A 20,801-nucleotide genomic window follows, 5' to 3' on the forward strand; every position below is an offset into this window, starting at 1 on the left:
CTTGACATAAATCACCTGAATGGGAAGGGCCGTAGCAGTGAGGCGGGGCGCGCGCCGCGAGGGGACGCGCCCTCCGGCCGGGCGCACGCGGCCACGGGAGTACGTCGCGACCGCGCGGGGGAGCGCGTGACGCCGAACTGGACATCGAACTGGACGCCGGCGCAGACGAGTCGGGGCCGAGCGCCGGGGCGTCAGGGGTGTCGCGTCACCGGTCGTGTCGCGTACGGGACGGCTGGAGAAGTTGGTCGACGGGCGCGTAGTCGTCGGTGAGCGGTCGGGCGTCGTCGATCCAGGCGGTGAGCGCGTCGCCGGCGGTGATCTTCCAGCCGGTTCGCCGGGCGTCGAGCGCCTTCTGTGCCGCGCCCAGGTCGACGGGCCGGTCGGAGGCGAGCACCACCAGGTTGCCGCCCTCGGGGGCGGCCGTCGGGTCGAGGCCGATGTCGACCGGGGCACCGACGAGGGCGATGTGCTCGAACATCTCGCCGAGGGTGGCCACTGCGGCACGTGCGAAGTCCAGGTCCCCGTGGTCGATCAGGTTGGCTAGGTACACGCCGTCCTCGTCGAGCACCCGCCGTACGTCGGTCATCGCCTCCACCGTGGTCAGGTGCCACGGCACGCTCACACCCCCGAAGGCGTCGCCGACGACGAGGTCCCGACTGCCGTCCTCCAGCCGCCGCAGGCCGAGCCTGCCGTCCTCGACCCGTACGTCGATCCCGGAAGCGGCTCCCGACGAGAGACCGAGGCGCTCACGGTCGATGCGCACGACCCCGCCGTCGATCTCCGACACGACACTGCGCGTCCCGGGCCGCGTGGCGGCGAGATAGCGGGGGAAGGTGAGCCCGCCACCGCCCAGATGATGGGCGGTGAGGGGCTCGCCCTCGGGGAAGGCGGAGTCGGCCACCGACGCGAGGGCGCGCACGTAGGTGAACTCCAGGAAGGTCGGATCGCCGAGGTCGACGTAGGAGTGCCGCACGCCGTCCAGCAGCAGCGTGCGGCCACCGTCCCGGTCGGGGTCCGTGACGACCTGCGCGCAGTGGTACCGGGTCTCCGCGTCGCAGCCGCCGGGCGCCACGGTGGTGGCGAGGCCGCCGGCGACGACCACGGCCGTCAGGGCAGGGGTCCCGGTCCACCCGCGCGTGCGCCACTCGACCAGCGCCGCGCCCGCCACCAGCAGCGTGCCCAGACCGATCAGGATGCCGCTGACCGGCAGCCGCGCCACCAGGACGAAGCCGGTGAGAACAGTGCCGACGATGGCGCCGAACGTGCCGACGCCGGACAGCCCGCCGACGACCGTCCCGGTGTCGGCGAGGCTGGTGAGACGCAACTTCGTCACGACCGGCGTCACCGCGGAGAGCAGTGCCCCCGGCACCAGGATGGTCAGCGACGCGATCAACAGCAGCAGCGCGGGCGCCCATTCCGCGGTGCTGCGCAGCACGGCGGGGGTGAGTGCCACGACCACTCCGGACACCCCGAGGGAGGGGCCCAGGAGCCGCCGGGGATCGAACTGGTCGGCCACGCGCCCGCCGAGCCAGGAGCCGACGGCGATCGCCGTGAGGGCGATCCCGATCACCATGGTGCTGGTCTCCAGCGTGAGGCCGAGATAGGGGGCCAGCAGCCGCAGAGCGACGATCTCGACCACCAGCACCGCCGCCGAGGAACCGAACACCAACGCGGCAGCGGCCCGTGAACCCAGGCCGCGACCCCGCGGGTTGCCTTCAGCGACAGGTAAGGACGACGATCCGCTCACGGCCGCCATCCTCGCACGGGCCCCCTCGCGCATGTCCCCTCGCACGGGCCGCACGCGGCCCCTCGCGGACGCGCAGCGGCTTCACCCCGTCGACTTCATGACGCGGTCGAGTGTCCGGCGTCCCAATCCGCTCATCGCGGGATTGCTCTCGACGTAGTACCAGACCAGACCCACTGCCTGTTCGAACGCCCATGCCTTGCCGCGCTCCCACTCCAGATCGTCGCAGCGCAGTGCCCGCCGGAGCACGTCCCGGGGGCCCGGCCGCAACAGGTGCCAGGCGCTGACCAGGTCCAGCGCCGGGTCGGCCGGTCCGAAGCCACCGGTGTCGAGTACGCCGCCGAGCCGGTCGCCCGCGACCAGGACATTGCCGGGGATCAGGTCACCATGGCTCATCACGTCGGCGCCCCGGCGTGGCAACACCCGGAAGCGGCTCCACGCCCGGCGCAGACGGGGCACGTCGAGCAGTCCCTCGCTCTGCGCGAAGCACGTCTCCATCCAGGCGTCATGGCGAGTGAGGCCGCCGCCGCGATGGTCGCCGTCGAACGAGCGCCCCCGTGTATCGGCTTCCCGCAGCGCTGAGACGAAGGCCGCGAGGTCCTCGGCGAAGGCGTCCGACCCGCTGGCGTCGGCATCGACGGCGACCGTTCCCGGCAGCCATGTCTGGACCGACCAGGGCATGGGGCAACCCGCGCCGGGCTTTCCCAGGGCGACCGGTTCGGGCGCGGGGAACGGGGACACCTGTGCCAGCTCCGTGCTTGCCTCCGCCTCCCGTTCCAGGGTCGCCAGCGCCTCGGCGGCATCGGACCGGCGGAGCGGGAAACGTGCGGAGAGGCGGTCCCCGATGCGGAAGACGGCGTTGACCGTCCCGGTCGACGCCAGGGGGCGGATCCTCTCGCCGCTCCACTGAGGGAACTGTTCCCGGACCAGGGCCGCGACGGTGTCGGTGGTCACCTCCACCTGGTCATCGTGCATGGCCATCTCCCGCGGTCCCGTCCCCTGGTCCGATGCGCGACGCCGGAAGCGGATCGGAGCCGGAAGCGGATCGGACCGACCGGGAGGACAGCAGGTACGCGCTCGCCGGGGTCAAGTGCGGCCGCCCCCGCTGGGGGCGGGGCAGCCGCAGCGGGCGGGTGCCGTGGACCGGCCGGGCGAGGGGGCACCGCTGCGCGGCCTCTGTCGCCGTCGCACCCTCAGCCGGTGCCACCAGGGGGGCGGATCGTCCGGCTGTACAGGGGCGTCCGGCAGAGCCGAAAAGACGTCGGCCCTCGCGTGCCAGCCGCGGAACACGCTCCGGAACATCGCGTGGGGCTCGTGCGGTACAGGCCCCTTCGAAGCCGTCATCATGCTCTCCTCATCGTGCCGTGAACGTTAACGTGACCGTTAACGGGATTGTTGCTCAGGCGGGCGGACTCCGTCAACGCCCGCGCCCGGCCGGCGATGACGCGCCAGGCCGGTGAACCTGATTGACTGGCGCACAGGGCGGCACAGGACGAGAAGTGAGTGGGCAGCGTGGCCGGACGGCGGGAAACGGAAGACCAGCGGGCGCGGGGTGCGGGAACCGTCAAGCGCGTCACACTCCGCGACGTCGCGCAGGCGGCGGGCGTGTCCCATCAGACCGTCTCCCGGGCGATCAACGGCAAGGGGGAGATCGACCCGAAGACCCAGCAGCGCGTGCTCGATGTCGCCCGCGAACTGCGGTACCGGCCCAGCCGGTTCGGCCGGGGGCTCGTCCAGCAGGATGTCGTCTCGGTCGGCCTCATCGTCCCCGACGTGGTCAACCCCTTCTTCCCGGAGTTCGTGGCGGGAGTGATCGCCGCCGCGGACGAACGCGACTGGCAGGTGCTCGTGGCCAGCACCGAGAACGACCGGTCCCGGGAGCTGTCCCTGGTCCGGTCGCTCGGCCGGCAGGTGGACGCTCTCGTCGGCTACCTCAGCCGATCCGACGCGGAGCTGGAGCCGCAGGTGGGAACGGTGCCGCTGGTTCTGGTCGATCGCGGGCTGGACTCGTCGAAGCACGCGCTGGTCCACATCGACACCGAGGCCGGAATCCGGGCCGGCCTGCAGCACCTCGTCGACCGGGGGCACCGCCGGATCGGCATGATCGACTGCGAGTGCGTGACCGCCCCGATGGTCCGGCGCCGCACCTTCCTGGACGTCGTCGGAGAGCAGGGGCTGCCCGTCGACGAGGACTGGATCGTGATGGGGGAGCAGTCACCGGCCGGCGGCGCCGCCGCGTTCGAGGCGCTGCATGCCGCGCACCCGGATCTCACCGCGGTGGTCGCCTTCAACGACCTGGTAGCGCTCGGCGCGCTCCGGGCCACCCGCCGGCTCGGCGTGCGGGTACCGGACGACTGTGCCCTGGTCGGCTACGACGGGCTGAGTGTCGTCGATCTCGTCGACCCCCCGCTGACCACCCTCCATCTCGACAAACGACGGCTGGGCGAACTGGCCGTCCACCAGGTCGACCGGCTGCTCGCGGGTGAACTGCCACCCCCGATCGTCCTGACACCGACCCTGAACGTCCGCGGCACGACGTGACGCCGCCCCGGACTTGATCCGGCAGCGGGGTACGACCGCCCAGTGGCCCAGTGGCCCAGTGGCCCAGTGGCCCAGTGGCCCGGGGGCCCAGTGGCCCGGGGGCGCGTCCGCGCATGCCGGACGGGCCGTCCTCGGACGGCCCACCTCGGACTCCGCCGTTCACCGCGGCCGTTCGTCTCCTTCCCGGGGCCGGACAGTCGCCGGTCCCGGAAAGGAGTCGGAGGGGCGTGCCGCCCCCGCGCCGGCGGTCAGACGGAGGACGCCTGCCCTGCCGGTGTGAACAGGCGCTCGTACTCCTCGCGCCGGGGGCGCTTGTGGAAGCGGCCGCCCTGCATGATGTGGGTGATCCGGTCGCGGTCGCGCAGGAGCGAGATGTCCTGGAGCGGGTCGCCGTCGACCAGCAGCAGGTCGGCGAGGTATCCCTCACGGACCAGACCGAGCTCGTCGCCCATGCCCATCAGCTGCCCGCCGTACATGGTGGCCGCGCGGAGCGCCTCGGCAGGGGTGAAGCCGTACAGCTCGACGAAGTACTGCAGGTCGCGCGCGTTGGCGCCGTTGGGGTTCCACAGGAAGCCGTAGTCGCCGCCGGGCAGGACGCGGATGCCCCGGCGCCGCATCTCGGGAATGACCTTGCTCCAGCGTTCGAGGGTCTCCAGCAGCCCCTTCTCGGCGGCGGCCTCCTGCGTCACGCCGAACCGCTGTGCCTCGTGGGCGCCGGTGTAGATCACACCGACCGCCGGTGCCACGAAGACCCGGTCCTTGGCCTCCTCCAGCAGGTCCAGGGCCTCCTCGTCGGCGTGCGTGCAGTGGTAGATGATGCGGAAGCCGTTGTTCACGGCCTGCTTGATCGAGCCGGCGGCGTGTGCGTGGCAGGCGAGCCACACGCCCGACTCCCTGGCCTGCTCCCCGGCCGCCTCGACCTCGTCGTCGGTGTAGAGGAGTTGCTTCGAGCCGCCGGGAACGAACGCGTCGTCGCTGGACAGCAGGAACTTGATGGTGTCCACGCCGTTCGCGGCCCACTTGCGGACGAACTCGCGTACGGCCTCGGGGCCGCGGCGGTGGTCGTCGGCGTCGTGCACGTCCGGAACCGCGGTGTCGCCCTCCGGCGCCCGCTCGATGCACGAGGCGCGCAGCCTCGGCCCCGGGAGCCACCCGCCGTCGATCTCCGCACGCAGCGCGATCTCGAACCGCGCTCCGAGCGAACCGGCGGAGTACGCGCTGGTGAACCCGGCGTCCAGCAGGACCCTGGCGTTGCGTGCGGTGATCAGCAGATGCTCCTCCACGGGCAGTTCCATGGTGGGGATCGGCCGGTCCACCGCCGAGGGCCAGGAGATGTGCGCGTGCGCCTCGACGAGACCCGGCAGCAGGGTCTTCCCCGCGGCGTCGACGACATCGGCGCCCTCCCGGCTGACCCGTTCCCGGCCCGCGGCCAGTTGGGTGATCCGGTCGCCCTCGACGCGCACTTCCCCTTCGAAGGGATCGCTTCCGCTGCCGTCGAAGATCCGCGCGTCGGTGAACACGGTGGTCATCGGTTTCCTCCTGAAGGTGTGCCGGCGTACAGGTGCCGTCCGGCGAACTCGAGAACGGTGGCGACGAGCGGCCCGGTGTCGTCCATCCCGAACCACCCGTGCTCGCCGCCGGGCACGGCGATCAGTTCGGCCGCGGCTCCCGCCCGGATCAGCGCCTCGGCCAGCTCCCGGCTCTGCTCGAAGGGCACCAGGGAATCCTCGGTGCCGTGCATGATGAGGAACGGCGGGGCGTCCGGGCGGACATGGGTGACCGGGCCGGCCGCGCGGGCCTCGGCGGACCGCTCGGCCGGCGGACCGCCCAGCAGCCGGGCCTCCCGTGTGCGCGGATCGGCCGGATCGCCCGTCGTGAGCAGATCGGCCGGGCCGAACCAGTCGACGACACCGACGATCACCGGCCCCGGAGCGTCGGCGGGAGCATCCCGTCCGGCGGGCGCGCCCAGGCCCGCCAGGGCCGCGAGGTGGGCGCCCGCCGACTCGCCCCAGAGCACGACACCGGCCATGTCGAGGTCGAGTTCCGGGTCCTCGCCACGGGCGGCGAGCCAGCGCAGTCCGGCGTGGACGTCGGCGAGCTGGGCGGGGAAGACGGCCTCGCCGCTCAGTCGATAGTCCAGGCACGCGACCGCGAATCCGGACGCGGTGATCTCCGCCACCGGCAGGGAGTGCCGGCGCCGTGAGCCCCGCATCCACCCGCCTCCGTGCACAAAGACGAGGAGGCCGGCGCGGCCCGGGGGAGCGGGACGGTGCACGTCCAGCAGCAGCGGCCGGTAGCCCTCCTCGGCCGCGAACTCGATGTCGCAGTAGGAGCGCACTCCCGGGTACAGCGTCCGCGCGGCCGGGAGGGGCTGGCCGAGCGGGTCGGGCTGGACGGCCTCACGCAGTGCCGCCAGCAGCGCCGGAGTGATCACGAGCTGCCTCCCAGCGGGTGAGAGGCGCCCGCGCCGACCGCCCGCTCCGGTGCGGCACCGTCGGTCGTGACGGTGTCCGTCATGACGTGGGACATCTCGCCGAGCCCTTCGATACGGCTGACGAGCCGGTCACCGCCGTGCAGGAAGCGGCGCGGGGTACGGCCGAGGCCGACGCCCGCCGGCGTTCCGGTGAACAGCAGGTCGCCGGGCAGCAGCGGCAGCACGCGCGAGAGGCGGGCGACGAGTTCTCCGACGCCGAACAGCATCGAGGAGGTGCGGTCCCGCTGCATCAGCTCGCCGTTGACGGAGCACTCCAGAGCGAGATCGTCGGGATCGGGTACCTCGTCCGTGGTGACGACGTACGGTCCCACCGGGCTGAATCCCGGTGCCGACTTGGCCAGACTGAACTGGGGCGGCGAGTCCGTGAACTGGCGTTCCCGGTCGGACAGGTCCTGGCCCACCGTCAGGCCGGCCACGTACTCCCAGGCCCGCTCCGCCGGAACGCAGCGGGCGGTGCGTCCGATCACCACGACCAGTTCGACCTCCCAGTCCACCGAGGTGCCGGTCAGGGCGACGGGGCCGGTCGGGCCGGTGAGGCTGGAGGCGTACTTGGTGAAGACCATCGGTTCCTTCGGCGGCACCACGTCCGCCTCGTCCGCATGCGCCCGGTAGTTGAGACCGATGGCGAAGATCTGGTGGGGACGGGGGACCGGGGTCAGCAACTCCTCGGTCCGGTACGGCCGTCCGCCGCGCAGGTCGTGTGCGGCGGCCCAGTCGGTCAACTCGTCCCAGCGGGCGTACACGGCCTGCGGGTCCGAGGAGAAGCGGCCGGCACCGGCCTGTTCGAGGTCGAAGCAGAGTCCGGCGGCGATCAGGTGCGCGCGCCCGCCGATGTTGGCGAACTTCATGTGCGTGGGGTCCTTCGGTGCTCGGGGGCTGTGGCGGGGTACGGGAAGGCGGCGGGCCTCCGGTCGGCGTGGTGCCGCGACGGAGGCCACGGGTCCGTCGCGAAGGGGTCAGTGGGCGACGGGGGAGGCGACCGGCTCGGCGGCGGGCGGTATCAGCGGGTCGCTCTGGCGGCGCAGGCCCCACAGCACGGCTGCGGCGAGGAGGACCGCCACTGCCGTCAGCGCGGCCAGGGCCGGCCGGAGACCGCCCGCCGCGGCGCTCAGGGCGGCGACGATCAGAGGGCAGAAGAACTGCCCGAGGGTCAGGGAACCGCCCCACCAGCCGGTGCCCCGGCCGCGCTGGGCGTAGCTCAGCCGATGGACCGCCCACACCAGCAGCGTCGGCAGCAGCAGTCCGGTGCTGAACCCGGTGATCATCGAGCCGGCCACGACGACGGGCAGCGCTCCGGTCGCGAAGACGGTGGCGAGACCGAGGGCCACACCGACGAACTCGACGGGCACGAGTACGCGCGCCGGGTGCCCGGACAGGCGGGGGAAGAGGGCCGAACCGGCGGCCGTGGCCAGCGCCATGACGGCGGAGACGAGACCGACGGTGGCGGTGGAGCGGATGCCGATCCCGTCGAGGATGAAGGGCAGTTCGACGACCAGGACGAAGAAGAACACCCCGCCGAACAGCGTGACCAGACTCGACACCGCGACCTGGCGGCGCGGCAGCGGCTCCAGGGGCGTTCTGACGCCCGGGGCGCCCGCGCGGGGCGGCTGCCACAGCAGTCCGGCCATCGGCACCAGCAACAGCAGCGGCAGCACGTACATCCAGAACGGGGTCCGCCACCCCGACACCCCGAGGACTCCGCCGATGGCCAGGAAGACCGTCGCGGCGAGTGCCGTCACCAGCGTCGACAGGGAGAGGTACTTCGCCCGCCGCGCTCCGGACCAGTAGTCGCCGATCAGCGTCGTGCAACAGGTCATGATCACGCCTTCGCAGGCCCCCAGCAGGACCCTGCTGACGGCGATCGCCGTCAGCGAGCCCAGGTAGAGCGGGGCGCTGCCGACCACGGCATAGAGGCCCATGGCGATCAGCAGGAGCATCTTGCGGTTGGTCCGGTCGGCGAAGAATCCGGCGAGCGGGGCGGACAGGGCGAGCAGCAGTCCCGGCAGGGCGAGCACCATGGGCACCAGGACATCGCTGCCCGGGGTGTCGGCGAAGTGCCGTTGCATCTGCGGCAGTACGGGCGCGATCAGGGCGGTGCCGAGTACCGGCATGCAGATCCCCGTCAGGAGCAGCGCCAGCTGGGCATGGCCCGCCGCGCGTCCGGCCGGCGTGGGGACCGTCTCATCCGCTGCGGTCGCCTGGTCCGCTGCGGTCGCCTGGTCCGTCGAGGTCGGCGACAGCTCGGTCTGCGGCCGGTCACGGTCGATGGCGTCGGTCATGAGGACACACCTCCTTGTGATGTCACGGGCGGGGCAGTGGGGGGCTGATCCGTGGGGGTCGCTCGGTGGCGGCTGTCACCGCGGACGGGGGACAGCCGTCGGGAACAGCGGCTCAGACCTTCGCCACCGGAAGGTCCTCCGGCACGAACTCGGGCTCCTGCGCCCGCGGATCGGACGCGGCACGCAGGATCGGGAAGACCTCCGCCCGCATCTCCTCCTCGTACGCGGCGATCGCCTCCAGCAGCGGGACCTCGCCACGGGCGACCCGGCTCAGGGCCTCGGTGAGGGCGGCGGCGTCGCGCAGGGTGGTGTTGGCACCGGTGCCGTAGGAGGGCGGCATGCCGTGGATGGCGTCGCCGAGCAGGGTGACCCGGCTGGCGGGCCAGGGGTCGGCCGGCTGCAGGTGGCGTACCGCCACGGGGAAGACGGTCGACCGGTCGGCGCGCTCCACCAGGGCGGACAGGCCGGGATGCCAGTCCTTCACGACCTCGCACATCACCGCGTGGCGGGCCTCGCTCGTGGCCCGGCGCAGTTCCTCGTCGCCGGGGAAGAGACCGCCGTGCGGCGGGGCGAACAGCCCCGCCATCACATACGGTCCGACAGGGTCCACGGCGGCGCCCGGCACCAGCTCGGCCACGGCCTCGGCGATCGGCCGGCGGGGCTGGTAGACGCCGGCCACGAGCACGGCCCCGTTCGGGGCGGAGGCCATGGAGAACCCGTCGAACACTCCGGCGGGCAGGGCCGCCGCCAGCGCGTCGGTGAGCGGGGCGACCGCGTACAGGCCGCGCAGACCGGTGTCCACGACCGGTACCTCGGGAAGCAGTTGTCCGCGGACGACGGAGTTGATGCCGTCGGCGGCCACGAGCACGTCCCCGGTGGCGGAGGAGCCGTCCTCGAACAACAGCCGTACGCCGTCCTCGTCGGCCTCGAATCCGCTGACGGTGTGGCCGAAGTGGAGCACGTCCTCCAGGCCGACGGCCATGATCTGGCGCAGGGTGCGCCGGTTGACCGCCGTGTGCGGGCGCACCGGGTCGTTGGGCGGATCGATGTGGGGGCGGGTGCCCAGTTCGTTGCCCAGGTGGTCGAGGTGGACCATGAGGGCGCGGCGCGGGGCGACCCGTGAGGTCTGGGCGTACAGCTCGAACAGCGGGTCGGGCAGGCATCGCTGCAGGGCCCGTCCGCCGTCACCGTTCATGTGCAGGCGGTACCCGGTCCGCACGATGTCCGGAGCGCTCTCGTACACGGCACAGCCGACACCGGCTTTGCGCAGGCCCTGGGCCAGGCACAGCCCACCGATGCCGCCTCCGGCGACGATGACATGGAACGACGGCATGACGGCTCCTCGGCAGATGGGTGGACCGCACCGGGTCGGCCGACCGGTCGGCCCGCGCGTCCTCAGGACGCGGGGAACCCGGACGGACAGGAACAGCCCGAACAGACCGGAACGGCGGCTGCGTGACGAAGGGGTTCGGTCCGCAACGTGCGGTTCGGCGTGCGGTGCAGTGGTTTCTCAGCGGCTTCAGGCACAGTTCTAGCCGTGGACAGGGGTATCGGGGAACATGCAATCGCCGATGGTGCTCATCGGTCGGACCGATAACCCCGCGGAGGCTCGACGCCATGAGTCTGGACCTGAACCTGCTGATGTCGCTCAACGCCCTGCTGCAGGAGCGCAGTGTGACCCGGGCGGCCCTCCGGCTCGGTCTGAGCCAGCCGACGCTGAGCGCCGCACTGGCCCGGCTGCGCCGCCACTACGGCGACGACCTGCTCACCCGGGTCGGGAACTCGTACGAGCTGACGCCGCTGGCCGAGCGCCTGTCCGAGAACACGGCACAGGCGCTCGCCCTGGCCGACCGGGTCTTCCAGACCGGCCCCGACTTCGATCCCGCCCGTGCCGATCACCAGTTCACCCTGGTGGGCACCGACGCCCATCTGGCCCTCTTCGGCCGGGCGCTGACCGGACTGATGCGCGAGGTCGCGCCGGGGGTGCGGGTGCACTTCCAGCACCTCACCTCGCAGATCGTGCGGCGTGCTCAGGAGGACCTGCGCACCGTCGACGGCATCCTGCTCCCTCAGGGGCTGCTGGCCACGGTTCCGTCGATCGACCTCTACGACGACCGCTGGGTCTGCGTCCTGGCGTCCGACGCCCCGCTGCCGACGAGCCCCACGGAGCTGGCGGAGCGTCCCTGGGTGATGCCGTACAACTCCCCCTGGTTCGCCCTTCCTCCGCTGCACTGGCTGCGGGCCCGCGGACTGGAGCCGCGGCTGGAACTGACCAGCGAGAGCTTCCTGACCGTGCCCCACCTGGTCGCCGGCACCGACCGGGTGGGGGTGGTGCCGGAACGCGCCGCCCGTCTCTTCCTCGCGGACACCGGCACGGTCGTCGTCGACCTGCCGTTCGAGGCGGGGCCCCTGGTGGAGTCCCTGTGGTGGCATCCGCTGCACGAGCGTGAACCCGCGCACATGTGGCTGCGTCAGATGGCCTCGGAGGCGGGGCGGTTGGTCCATGCCCTGTGAGTACCGCGGCAGGGCACGGGCGGGACCGATCCGGTCCCCGGTTCAGCCGGCCGTCGGCAGCCAGGTGTCGAGGACGGCCGCGAGTTCTTCCTGCCCTTGGAACAGATGGCCGTGCATGCCGACCGCCTCGGCCGCGAGGACGTTCTCCTCACGGTCGTCGACGAAGAGGAAGTCGGCGGGTGAGGTGCGCAGTGCGTCGACGCAGTGCAGGAAGGCGGCCGGGTCGGGCTTGGCCGTACCGATCTTGCCGGAGAAGGCGACGTGGTCCAGGTCGTGCAGCCAGGGCTGGGCGGCGAGGAAGGCGTCCGCGTGGTCCGCGGGGATGTTGGACAGCAGGGCGACCCGGGCACGGCCGCGGAGGCCGTGCACATAGGTCACCATGCCGTCGTCGACGCGGGACCAGCTGTCGATGTCGGCGAGCCGCAGCTCCTCGGCCGTCTCGGGGTCGGCGGGCCGGAACAACGACTGCAGTACGTCCGTCCAGTACGCCGAAGCGGAGTGCCGGCCGGCGTCGTACGGCGGGCGGTGGGCCCAGTAGGCCGTGGTGAACGCGTCGGGCGAGGCGTGGCAGCGGGCCGCCATCGTCTCCAGGGCGCCCGGGCGCTGATGGCGGGCGATGACCCCGAAGAGGTCGAAGAGCACGACACGGCGACGGTCGATGGACATGGGGGTCCCTTCCCTCGGGCTTTCGGTGTGGTCCGGTTCAGTGCCGCGGGGGCAGGGCGCGGGCGAGTGCGTCGAGCGCGGCCAGGGGATCGGGGCCCGCCGGGGCGAGGACGACGCTGGTCGCGCCGGCCGCGTGACGGGCGTCGATCGCGGCGCGGGCCTGGGCGGGGGTGCCGGAGATGCTCAGCGCACGGACCCACTCGGCGGGCATGGTCCGGGCGAACTGCCGTCCGTCGGAGCAGGCGGCACGGTGTGCGCGCAGCTCGGCGGCGAAGGGCAGGGGATCGACGTGCGCGGCCCACTGCGGTTCGCCGACCGATTCCAGGACGGTGCGGACACGGGCCAGGGCGGCCTCCTCGTCGTCGTCCACGGCGGCGGCGTCGTAGACCACGATCTCCGGGGAGTGCGCCGCGGCGGGACCCAGGTGGCGCAGGGAGGCGGTGATGTAGCCGGGTGCGGCGGGTTCGGCCAGGAGGAGTCCGTCGGCGACCTCGCCCGCGACCGCCTGCGACTTGGGGCCGCGCACCCCCAGGATCACCGGGGGCACGACGTCCGGGACCTCGGTGATGACCACGCCCTCACAGCGCACGTACCGGCCGTTCTCGGGGCCCGGCTCACCGGCGACGAGCAGGCGCAGCGCCCGCGCGTACTCCTTGATCAACGTCAGAGGGCTGGCGGGCCAGGACCCGGCCTGCCGCATCCAGCCGGGCATGCCGTGGCCGATCCCCGCGATGAGCCGGCCGGGGTGGAGCTGCGCGAGCGTGGCCAGCTCCATCGCCGCGAAGCACACGTTGCGGGCGCCGGCGGGCATGATGCCGATCCCGACCGTCAGCTTCGTGGTGGAGGCCAGGACGGTGGCGGCCTGGGCGACACCGCCGCGCCATCCGAGGTCCTCCACCACCCAGACCTGGTCGAACCCCAGCTCCTCGGCACGCCGGACATAGGGCAGCACCTGGGCGACCGGGAGGTCCAGGGGCAGCATGACACCGACCGCGCCGCGGGCGGGACGTGCGGGGGACTGGGACATCGGAGGGCTCCTTCGGTCGGCTGAGGGCTCGTGGACCGGCCGTGGTGACCGGGGGAGAGGAGAGCTTGTGCGGCACGGGTGTCAGGGACCGTGCCGCACAAGCGGTCAGTGGGGGTGGGTTACCAGGTCGCGCTCTGCCCGCGCGGGGTCGGCCGCGCTCTCGCCGCGGCGGACGACGACGGGGCCGGTGCGCAGCACGCGGGCGCCCACGGCGGTGGTCAGGCACAGCAGGGCCAGCAGCACGAAGGCGTGGTCGAGGGCGACGAGGTGGGTCAGCCAGCCGATCACGGCGGGGCCCGCGAGCATCCCGACGTAGCCGAGCCCGGCGACGCGGGACATGTTCGCCCCGGCGGCGGAGGGGTCGGCGTGTCCGGCCGCGCTGAACAGCTGGGGAACGCAGCCGGACAGGCCCAGGCCGAACAGCGCCCAGCCGGCGAACACGACCGGTATCGACGGACCGAGGATCACGAGGGTGATGCCGACGGCGGCCGCGGCCGCGCCGTACCGCAGGATCGCGGGGGAACCGAACCGCACGACGACGCGGTCCGCGAGCAGCCGGCCGACGGTCATGGCCGCGGCGAACGTGCCGTAGGCGAAGGCCGCCGTGCCCGCCGACGCGCCGAGGGCGTCCTTGAGGTGCAGGGCGCTCCAGTCGTTGGCGGCGCCCTCGCACAGCATGACCATCAGCGCCAGGACGGCCAGCAGCCAGACCCGGCCCGTGCTGGCGCGCCCGGCGGCCGGTGACGTCCCTGTCTCCTTCGCGGAAGCAGGGCTCCCGGCGGCGGGAGCAGCGGGCAGCAGGCCGCGGGCCGCGACCAGGGCGGTCACGATGCCCACGGCTCCCACGGCGGCCATGCCCACGGCCGGGTTCAGGCCCGTGCTCGCCGTACCCGCTCCGGCGAGCGCGGCGAGGACACCGCCGAGGGAGAACGTGGCGTGGAAGCCGGACATCACGGGGCGACCGTACGCCTTCTCCACGTGCACGGCGTGGGCGTTCATGCTCACGTCCAGGCAGCCGTTGCAGAAGCCGAAGACCAGCAGCGCGCCGGCCAGCGACCACGCGTCGTGGGCGAGACCGGGCAGGAACAGGGTCGTGCCGCAGAGCACGCCGCCGACGGGCACCACCACACGGGTACCGAGGCGGTCGGTCAGGGGGCCCGCCACCCGCATCCCCGCGAAGGCCCCGACGCCGAGCACCACCAGCAGGCCGCCGAGCTCGGCGTGGCTGATGCCCACCCGCTCCTCGACGGCCGGGATGTGCACCACCCAGGTGCCCAGCAGGGTGCCGTACAGGACGAAGTAGGCGTAGGTCGCCACTCGGGCGGATCGCAGGGGGTGTTCCATGCCGCCCATCGTAACGAACATTTGGCGTGTTCGAAAATGGCAATAACTCACACGTTGGTTGTTCATCTGCAGGTGGTGTTCAATCACGGCATGAGCAACACAGACCGGCACGGGTTGATCGCGAAGACCGTCAGGGACTCCGGAGGGGCCACGGTCCAGGAACTCGCGGATCTGACCGGCGCCTCGGAGATGACGATCCGGCGCGACCTCGACACCCTCGCCGCCCAGGGCGTCCTCGAACGCGTCCGCGGAGGAGCGCGCACCCTGCTGCTCCGGGGCGAGGAGCCCCCCTTCGCGCTGCGCGCCCACGAAGGGGTGGAGGTGAAACGCCGGATCGCCGCCGAGGTCTGCGCACTCGTCGCCGACGGTGAGACCGTCCTGCTGGACAGCGGCACCACCTGCCTGGAGGTCGCCCGCTTCCTGCGTGAGCGGCCCGTCACCGTGATGCCGCTGTCCCTGCAGGCCATTCAGCTGCTCGGCGAGACACCCGGCCCGGCCACCCTGGTCGTACCCGGCGGACAGCCCCGCGCGGCCGAGGGCGCCCTGACCGGCCCCCTGACCCTCGCCTCCCTGGCCGCCCTGCGCTTCGACACCGCCGTCATCGGCTGCTGCGGGCTGACCGCGGCGGACGGCCTCACCGCGTACGACCTCGACGACGCGGCGGTGAAGAAGGCGAGCATCGCCTCCGCCCGCCGCGTGATCGCCGCCTCGGACTCCGGCAAACTCGGCCACACCGCCCACGCCCACGTCGGCCCGGCGGCCCTCCTGCACACCCTCGTCACCGACACCGCGGCGGACGCCGGCGAAGTCGCCGCACTGGAAGCCGGCGGCACCGTCGTCCGGACCGTGTGACGGACTCGCGCACACCGCCGGGCGGCCTTCCGTGCCTCGTACCGGTCCGGCGACGGTGGCCGGGGCGAGCGGGAGAGCCTGGTTCACCCCGCCGACGCCCGGATGAACGCGGCGGCCCGCTCCCCGATCATGATGGCGGGGGCGTTGGTGTTGCCGGTGACGAGGGTCGGCATGATCGACGTGTCCGCCACGCGGACGTTCTCGAGCCCTCGCACGCGGAGTTCGTGGTCGACGACCTTGCCCATCATGCAGGTGCCCGACGGGTGGTAGAACGAGAACGACTGCGTGCGAATGAAGTCGTCGATGTCCTGGTCGCCGTCCGAGACGGGGGCGAGTCCGGCGTCGGCGGCCGCACGCAGGTCCGCCTGCAGCAGGGACGTCAGCCGCTGCTCGCGCGCGATGCGCATACACAGCCGGACGCCCTCCCGCAGCCGCCGGCGGTCGTCGGGGTCGGCGAGGTAGTTGTGGAAGATGCGCGGCTTGGCGTAGGGGTGGGAGTGCCGCAGCCGCACCGCGCCGCGGCTCGCGGGCCGCGCCACGTACGGACCGAACGACATTCCGGGCTCCAGCGGGGCGGCCAGCCCCTCGTCACGGACGATGCCCAGGGCGGCGTGCACCTGGATGTCGGGCGCGGGGACGTCGTCGCTGGAGCTGAAGAAGCCGCCGGTCTCGTTCCAGGCCATCGGGCCGATGCCCTCCCGGCGCAGGAGTTCCTCCTCTCGCGAGGTGTCGGGGCCGAGCAGCGGTTCCGTCTCGCTGAAGAAGCTGATGAAGCACCCGGTGTGGTCCTGCATGTTCCGGCCCACGTCGGGCAGGTCGTGCAGCGGGGTGATCCCTCCCTCGGTCAGCTCGTCGGCCGGTCCGACACCGGACTGGAGGAGCAGGTGGGGCGAGTTGTACGCCCCGAGGGACAGCACGATCTCACGCTCGACCCGGATCGTCCGGACGGTGCCGAGGTGGTCGACCTCCAGGCCGGTGGCCCGTGAGCCGTCGAAGCCCAGGCGCAGAGCGGTCGTCGAGGGAAGGACGGTGAGGTTCGGGCGCCCGGCGGCCGGCTCCAGGAACGCCCGCGCGCTGCTGCAGCGCAGACCGTTCCGCTGGGTGACCTGGTGGTAGCCGACGCCCTCCTGCTCGGCTCCGTTGAAGTCCGCGTTGTACTTGTGGCCCGCGTCCTGGGCCGCCTCGACCCATGCCGTCAGCAGCGGGTGGACGGAGTTGGGGTTGCTGACGGAGAGGGGGCCGCCTACACCGTGGAAGTCGTCCGCCCCGCGCTCGTTGTCCTCGGACTTCTTGAAGAACGGCAGGACGTCGTCGTACCCCCAGCCCGGGTTGCCGAGCCGCTCCCAGGTGTCGTAGTCGTAGCGGTGACCGCGCACGTAGAGCATCGTGTTCATCGAGCTGGTGCCGCCGACCACCCGGCCGCGGGGCAGGTAGGCACGGCGCCCGCCGAGCTGCGGCTCGGGGTCCGTCTCGAAGTCCCAGTCGTACGCCGTCTTCAGCTGTTGCGAGAACAGCGCGGGGATCTCGAAGAGGCGGCCCCGGGCCGGCGGCCCCGCCTCGATCAGGGCGACCGTGACGTCCGGATTCTCGGACAGCCGGGCCGCGACGGCACAGCCGGACGATCCGGCTCCGACGACGATGTAGTCATACGATTCGCTGTCCATTGCGCCTCCATAGAGTCCGGCGGCCCTGATCGGCACCGTGGCTCCTGGAGACGCTAGAGACGCCGGGGACGCTCAGGACATGCACGAGGTGAGCAAGATTCGGCCAGGCGAATACACACCATGGTCGCTGCCGCTACGGGGGCGGGCCGATCTGGTGCTCCGGGAGCCGGCTTCCGTGACTCTCGGGATCGAGTGGAGTCCAGGGGCCCGGGTGGTGCACATACTGTGTGGCTCGGTCGGCCGTCATTACCCATCTCGTGCATGGGACGAATCCCTGCCGCTGCTTAGGCTCACGGGGAACCATGGCGACAGGAGCTCGATTTCTCGCCTCCCGAGCCCGTACCCGAACGTCCAAGGGGATGCCGACTCATGTCCGACCCGGTCCGTCAGGATTACACGCCCCCGGAGCTCCGGCCCGAAGCCCTCGTCTCACCCGGCACCGCAGCAGAGATCAGCACCGACGTCCTGATCGTCGGCTCCGGCATGGGCGGATCCTCGCTGGCCTGGGCGTTGAAGGACTCCGGACTCGACGTCCTCGTCGTGGAACGGGGCCGCTTCCTTCCCCGGGAACCCGAGAACTCGCAGCCCGCCGAGATGTACATGAAGGGCCGGTACAAGAACGCCGGCTACTGGTACGACGGCAGCAACGGCGAGCCGTTCGCTCCCGGCGTGTACTACTGGGTGGGCGGAAACACGCGCTTCTACGGCGCCATGCTGCCCCGCTTCCGCCGCAGCGACTTCACCGAGGTGGAACACCACGAAGGCGTCTCGCGGGCCTGGCCCTTCGACTACGACGACCTGGAGCCCTTCTACACCGCGATGGAGGACCTGCTCCAGGTGCACGGGCAGACCGGCGAGGACCCGACGGAGCCGCCCCGCTCCAAGCCCTACCCGTACCCGGCGCTCCAGCACGAGCCGGAGATCGAGCGGTTCGCCCGGTCGCTGCGCCGGCAGGGGCTGCACCCGTTCCACACCCCGAACGCCCTGAACATCGAGACGCAGGCCGACCGTGCCGCCGTGACCACCGCCGACGGCTGCCCGGACGAGACGGGCATGAAGTCCGACGCCGAGAACCGGATCCTGCTCCCCGCGCTGCGCGACGGCGCGCGGATCCTCACCGGCGCGGAGATCACCCGTCTGATCACCTCGTCCGACGGCCGGCGCATCGTCGCCGCCGAGGCACGGCACGAGGGCCGGACCCTCCGGATCAACGCCAAGTCCTTCGCCCTCGCCGGCGGCGCCGTCAACTCGGCCGCCCTGCTGCTCCGTTCGGCCGACGACGCGCACCCCCAGGGACTGGCCAACTCCTCGGGACTGCTCGGCCGCAACTACATGGTCCACAACAGCACCTTCTTCGTCGGGGTGAACCCCTTGCGGACCAATCCCACCAAGTGGCAGAAGACGCTCGGCCTGAACGACTTCTACGAGGCCGGACCGGGTACCCGCTTCCCGCTCGGGAACCTCCAGATGCTGGGCAAGCTGCAGGCCCCCATGCTCAAGCCCGCGCGTCCGTGGGCGCCGACGTGGGCCCTGGAACTCATGGCGGCCAGAAGTCTCGACATCTACCTGACCACCGAGGACCTGCCGTCCCGCAACAACCGGGTACGCGTGGACGGCGACCGCATCCTCATCGACTGGAAGCCGACCAACCTCGCGCCCCATCACGAACTCGTGCGCCGGGTGACCCGGGCCGTCCGCAAGGCCGGCTATCCGCTGATCTTCACCCAGCGCATGGGGATCGAGACCAACTCCCACATGTGCGGAACGGCCGTGGCGGGTCACGACCCGGCCGAGAGCGTGCTCGATCCCCTGTGCCGCAGCCACGACATCGACAACCTCTGGCTGGCCGACTCGTCGTTCTTCCCGTCCTCCGCGGCGCTCAATCCGGCACTGACGATCGGGGCGAACGCCCTGCGCATCGCCCCCTCCCTGGCCCGGGCGACGAAGGGCTGACCCATCGTGGCGGCCGGGCCTGCGGGACAAACCCGTCCCGCAGGCCCGGCGGCCGGTCCCGCGGGCCGGGTCCGTCCCGCCGGTCAGGTGCGCCGCAGTGTCGGCTTGCGCAGGAGGTCGTGTCCGCGGACCGCCAGTTGCAGCCGCTGCTGATTGCTGACCTGCGAGAGGTCCAGGCCGAGGATCTCGGAGAGCCTGTCGAGGCGGTGGTAGAGGGTGCGCCGCTGGATGAAGAGCTCCTCCGCGGCCCGCGCCTTGTTGCCACCGCAGTCGAGGAACGTCCGCAGGGTGGGCAGCAGAGGGTTCTTCGCCAGCGCGTCGTGCTCCAGGAGCGACCCGAGTTCGTCCTCCACGTACCGTCGGAGCTCGGGCCCCTCGGAGAGGGCGACGAGGAGGCGCAGCGCCCCCAGATCGTCGAAGTGGCGCACCTCCGCCGTCGAGGCCGCGGCCGCGACGGACGCCGCGCTGCGGCTCTGGCGCAGCGCCAGGGGCAGTACCGGCGGCTCCACGATCCGGCTGATGCCGCCCCGTACCCCGTGATCGGCCAGCAGTGTGCGCACATGGCCGGCGTCGGCGCGGGTGGGCAGGCCCACGACCGCCACGTCGAAGTCCCCGGTGTCGCCCACGACGGCCGGCCAGCCCGCCTCCTGCAGCAGGCGCGCGAGGAGGTGGTCCTTGGTGGGCTCCTCGTCCCCCGCCCACGCCGTGACGACGACCAGCTCCCGCCCGCGCAGATCCTGGCCGAGCGCCAGTGCGAGGGTCACGAACCGCTCTCCCGTGATGTCGCCGAGCAGCAGCCGGTTGAGCAGGGCCGTCTGGCGCTGGGAGGCGCGGGCGCCGCTCTCCCGCTCGCTCAGCAGCGAGATCGCGATGGCCGCGGCGGCCCGCTCCAGCGTGCGGAGTTCGGGCGGGCTCGGCCGTGCACCGCCGTGCAGCAGGTGGAGCCACCCCCATGACTCGCCCCGCAGCACCACCGGCTGGCGGGCACACGGCGCGACCTCGCGGAACGACGCCGCCGGCGCGGTCGGCACCCCGGGCCTCTGCGCCGAGACCGTGGGGTGGCGTTCATGGATCGCCCGGGAGTGCGCGCTCCACTCGTCCACCACCCGGTCGGCTTCCGGCGTCGCGCCGCCGTACGCCAGCATCTGGTGGGCGACGTCCTCCAGCACGACGGGGTGCCCCGTGCGGCGGGCCAGCTCCCTGACCACCCCGACGTAATCCTCGTCCGCCAGCAGCAGATCCATGAACGCCTGGCTGGTGGCCTCCTCGGCGATCAGCTGCTTGACGCGCATGCCGACGAGCACCTCGTGGACCTGGGCCGACGTCTCGACGAAGGGAATCTCGTCGGTGAGTCCCACCAGGGGCAGGCCGACCGCCTCGGCCTCCTCGATCGCCGCCTCCGGCATGGAGTCGAACATACGCCCGGCCAGTTCCACCACGAGGACGGCCGCGTGGGCGTCCGCGAGCCGCCGGACGAAGGCGCGCTGCTCATGGTGGGTCACGCCCATGCCGAGGCCGGCCGTCAGGAGCATCTCCTGCCCGGTGAGGAAGCGGTGGATGTCCGGGATCTCGCCGGTGTGCACCCAGCGCACGGGGCGGTCCAGATTCCTCTCCCCGGCGTACACCCGCACCGTGGTGCGCGTGAACACCTCCAACTCCAGAACGGCGCGGACAGTCAGGACTTCAGCCATGAGCCATTACCTCGGTGTGTGCAGGATCCACG

General features: G+C 72.2%; 16 protein-coding genes. 4 read left to right on the forward strand and 12 right to left on the reverse strand.

Going from position 1 to position 20,801, the window contains the following annotated elements; translation table 11 throughout:
• Positions 1–205: 205 nt before the first annotated feature.
• Together SCAB_RS42495 and SCAB_RS42500 are read right to left on the reverse strand one after the other, a co-directional pair.
• Positions 206–1,756, reverse strand: coding sequence for a fused MFS/spermidine synthase (locus SCAB_RS42495; protein ID WP_049875822.1), 1,551 nt, complete (start codon positions 1,754–1,756; stop codon positions 206–208).
• A gap of 72 nt (positions 1,757–1,828) precedes the next feature.
• Positions 1,829–2,725, reverse strand: a complete 897-nt coding sequence (locus tag SCAB_RS42500) for an aminoglycoside phosphotransferase family protein (RefSeq protein ID WP_013006258.1) — start codon at positions 2,723–2,725, stop codon at positions 1,829–1,831.
• 522 nt (positions 2,726–3,247) lie between these two features.
• Here SCAB_RS42500 and SCAB_RS42505 point away from each other — a divergent pair.
• Positions 3,248–4,285 (forward strand): LacI family DNA-binding transcriptional regulator, encoded by a 1,038-nt coding sequence (locus SCAB_RS42505; protein ID WP_037728962.1) that lies wholly within the window; start codon positions 3,248–3,250, stop codon positions 4,283–4,285.
• A gap of 248 nt (positions 4,286–4,533) precedes the next feature.
• Here the strand turns inward: SCAB_RS42505 and SCAB_RS42510 are convergent, their stop codons facing one another.
• The 5 genes from SCAB_RS42510 to SCAB_RS42530 form a co-directional block, all read right to left on the reverse strand.
• Complete coding sequence (locus SCAB_RS42510; RefSeq protein ID WP_013006260.1) at positions 4,534–5,814, reverse strand: amidohydrolase family protein; 1,281 nt, start codon at positions 5,812–5,814, stop codon at positions 4,534–4,536.
• Positions 5,811–6,719 (reverse strand): alpha/beta hydrolase, encoded by a 909-nt coding sequence (locus SCAB_RS42515; protein WP_013006261.1) that lies wholly within the window; start codon positions 6,717–6,719, stop codon positions 5,811–5,813. Before SCAB_RS42515 ends, SCAB_RS42510 begins: the two co-directional genes overlap by 4 nt.
• Positions 6,716–7,627: a fumarylacetoacetate hydrolase family protein gene (locus tag SCAB_RS42520; RefSeq protein ID WP_013006262.1), complete on the reverse strand. Its 912-nt coding sequence runs from the start codon at positions 7,625–7,627 to the stop codon at positions 6,716–6,718. Before SCAB_RS42520 ends, SCAB_RS42515 begins: the two co-directional genes overlap by 4 nt.
• A gap of 108 nt (positions 7,628–7,735) precedes the next feature.
• The gene (locus tag SCAB_RS42525) at positions 7,736–9,058 is read right to left on the reverse strand and encodes an MFS transporter (RefSeq protein ID WP_013006263.1); all 1,323 of its coding nucleotides are present in this window, start codon (positions 9,056–9,058) and stop codon (positions 7,736–7,738) included.
• Positions 9,059–9,170: 112 nt separating this feature from the next.
• The gene (locus SCAB_RS42530; RefSeq protein WP_013006264.1) at positions 9,171–10,391 is read right to left on the reverse strand and encodes an FAD-dependent oxidoreductase; all 1,221 of its coding nucleotides are present in this window, start codon (positions 10,389–10,391) and stop codon (positions 9,171–9,173) included.
• Between the two features lie 284 nt (positions 10,392–10,675).
• Here SCAB_RS42530 and SCAB_RS42535 point away from each other — a divergent pair, with 284 nt between their 5' ends.
• Positions 10,676–11,572, forward strand: a complete 897-nt coding sequence (locus tag SCAB_RS42535; protein ID WP_013006265.1) for a LysR family transcriptional regulator — start codon at positions 10,676–10,678, stop codon at positions 11,570–11,572.
• Positions 11,573–11,614: 42 nt separating this feature from the next.
• On the opposite strand, the gene SCAB_RS42540 is transcribed toward SCAB_RS42535, so the two are convergent.
• The 3 genes from SCAB_RS42540 to SCAB_RS42550 all read right to left on the reverse strand — a co-directional run bounded on the left by SCAB_RS42540 (position 11,615) and on the right by SCAB_RS42550 (position 14,618).
• Positions 11,615–12,238: an HAD family hydrolase gene (locus SCAB_RS42540; protein WP_013006266.1), complete on the reverse strand. Its 624-nt coding sequence runs from the start codon at positions 12,236–12,238 to the stop codon at positions 11,615–11,617.
• Between the two features lie 37 nt (positions 12,239–12,275).
• Positions 12,276–13,265: an LLM class flavin-dependent oxidoreductase gene (locus SCAB_RS42545; protein WP_013006267.1), complete on the reverse strand. Its 990-nt coding sequence runs from the start codon at positions 13,263–13,265 to the stop codon at positions 12,276–12,278.
• 105 nt (positions 13,266–13,370) lie between these two features.
• A complete protein-coding gene (locus SCAB_RS42550) occupies positions 13,371–14,618 on the reverse strand; it encodes an MFS transporter (protein ID WP_041670215.1) in 1,248 nt (415 codons plus the stop codon).
• Positions 14,619–14,699: 81 nt separating this feature from the next.
• Between SCAB_RS42550 and SCAB_RS42555 the strand changes: the two genes are divergently transcribed.
• Positions 14,700–15,461 (forward strand): DeoR/GlpR family DNA-binding transcription regulator, encoded by a 762-nt coding sequence (locus SCAB_RS42555; RefSeq protein WP_041670216.1) that lies wholly within the window; start codon positions 14,700–14,702, stop codon positions 15,459–15,461.
• A gap of 83 nt (positions 15,462–15,544) precedes the next feature.
• On the opposite strand, the gene SCAB_RS42560 is transcribed toward SCAB_RS42555, so the two are convergent.
• Positions 15,545–17,125 carry a GMC family oxidoreductase gene (locus SCAB_RS42560; RefSeq protein WP_013006270.1) on the reverse strand — a complete coding sequence of 527 codons (1,581 nt, stop codon included), beginning with the start codon at positions 17,123–17,125 and terminating at the stop codon, positions 15,545–15,547.
• A 369-nt stretch (positions 17,126–17,494) separates the two neighbouring features.
• On the opposite strand from SCAB_RS42560, the gene SCAB_RS42565 reads away from it, so the two are divergent.
• A complete protein-coding gene (locus SCAB_RS42565; protein ID WP_013006271.1) occupies positions 17,495–19,078 on the forward strand; it encodes a GMC oxidoreductase in 1,584 nt (527 codons plus the stop codon).
• Between the two features lie 83 nt (positions 19,079–19,161).
• Here the strand turns inward: SCAB_RS42565 and SCAB_RS42570 are convergent, their stop codons facing one another.
• Entirely contained in the window at positions 19,162–20,769 is a 1,608-nt protein-coding gene (locus tag SCAB_RS42570; protein ID WP_013006272.1) for a PucR family transcriptional regulator, read from the reverse strand.
• Positions 20,770–20,801 lie beyond the last annotated feature (32 nt).

Source organism: Streptomyces scabiei 87.22 (assembly GCF_000091305.1).
GTDB classification, from domain to species: Bacteria; Actinomycetota; Actinomycetes; order Streptomycetales; family Streptomycetaceae; genus Streptomyces; species Streptomyces scabiei.

Bases quoted from the DNA above. Each gene is read 5' to 3' on its own strand.
- SCAB_RS42495 (WP_049875822.1), bottom strand. From the start codon at position 1,756: ATGGCGGCCGTGAGCGGATCGTCGTCCTTACCTGTCGCTGAAGGCAAC.
- SCAB_RS42500 (WP_013006258.1), bottom strand. From the start codon at position 2,725: ATGGCCATGCACGATGACCAGGTGGAGGTGACCACCGACACCGTCGCG.
- SCAB_RS42510 (WP_013006260.1), bottom strand. From the start codon at position 5,814: ATGACCACCGTGTTCACCGACGCGCGGATCTTCGACGGCAGCGGAAGC.
- SCAB_RS42520 (WP_013006262.1), bottom strand. From the start codon at position 7,627: ATGAAGTTCGCCAACATCGGCGGGCGCGCGCACCTGATCGCCGCCGGA.
- SCAB_RS42525 (WP_013006263.1), bottom strand. From the start codon at position 9,058: ATGACCGACGCCATCGACCGTGACCGGCCGCAGACCGAGCTGTCGCCG.
- SCAB_RS42530 (WP_013006264.1), bottom strand. From the start codon at position 10,391: ATGCCGTCGTTCCATGTCATCGTCGCCGGAGGCGGCATCGGTGGGCTG.
- SCAB_RS42535 (WP_013006265.1), top strand. From the start codon at position 10,676: ATGAGTCTGGACCTGAACCTGCTGATGTCGCTCAACGCCCTGCTGCAG.
- SCAB_RS42540 (WP_013006266.1), bottom strand. From the start codon at position 12,238: ATGTCCATCGACCGTCGCCGTGTCGTGCTCTTCGACCTCTTCGGGGTC.
- SCAB_RS42545 (WP_013006267.1), bottom strand. From the start codon at position 13,265: ATGTCCCAGTCCCCCGCACGTCCCGCCCGCGGCGCGGTCGGTGTCATG.
- SCAB_RS42550 (WP_041670215.1), bottom strand. From the start codon at position 14,618: ATGGGCGGCATGGAACACCCCCTGCGATCCGCCCGAGTGGCGACCTAC.
- SCAB_RS42555 (WP_041670216.1), top strand. From the start codon at position 14,700: ATGAGCAACACAGACCGGCACGGGTTGATCGCGAAGACCGTCAGGGAC.
- SCAB_RS42560 (WP_013006270.1), bottom strand. From the start codon at position 17,125: ATGGACAGCGAATCGTATGACTACATCGTCGTCGGAGCCGGATCGTCC.
- SCAB_RS42565 (WP_013006271.1), top strand. From the start codon at position 17,495: ATGTCCGACCCGGTCCGTCAGGATTACACGCCCCCGGAGCTCCGGCCC.
- SCAB_RS42570 (WP_013006272.1), bottom strand. From the start codon at position 20,769: ATGGCTGAAGTCCTGACTGTCCGCGCCGTTCTGGAGTTGGAGGTGTTC.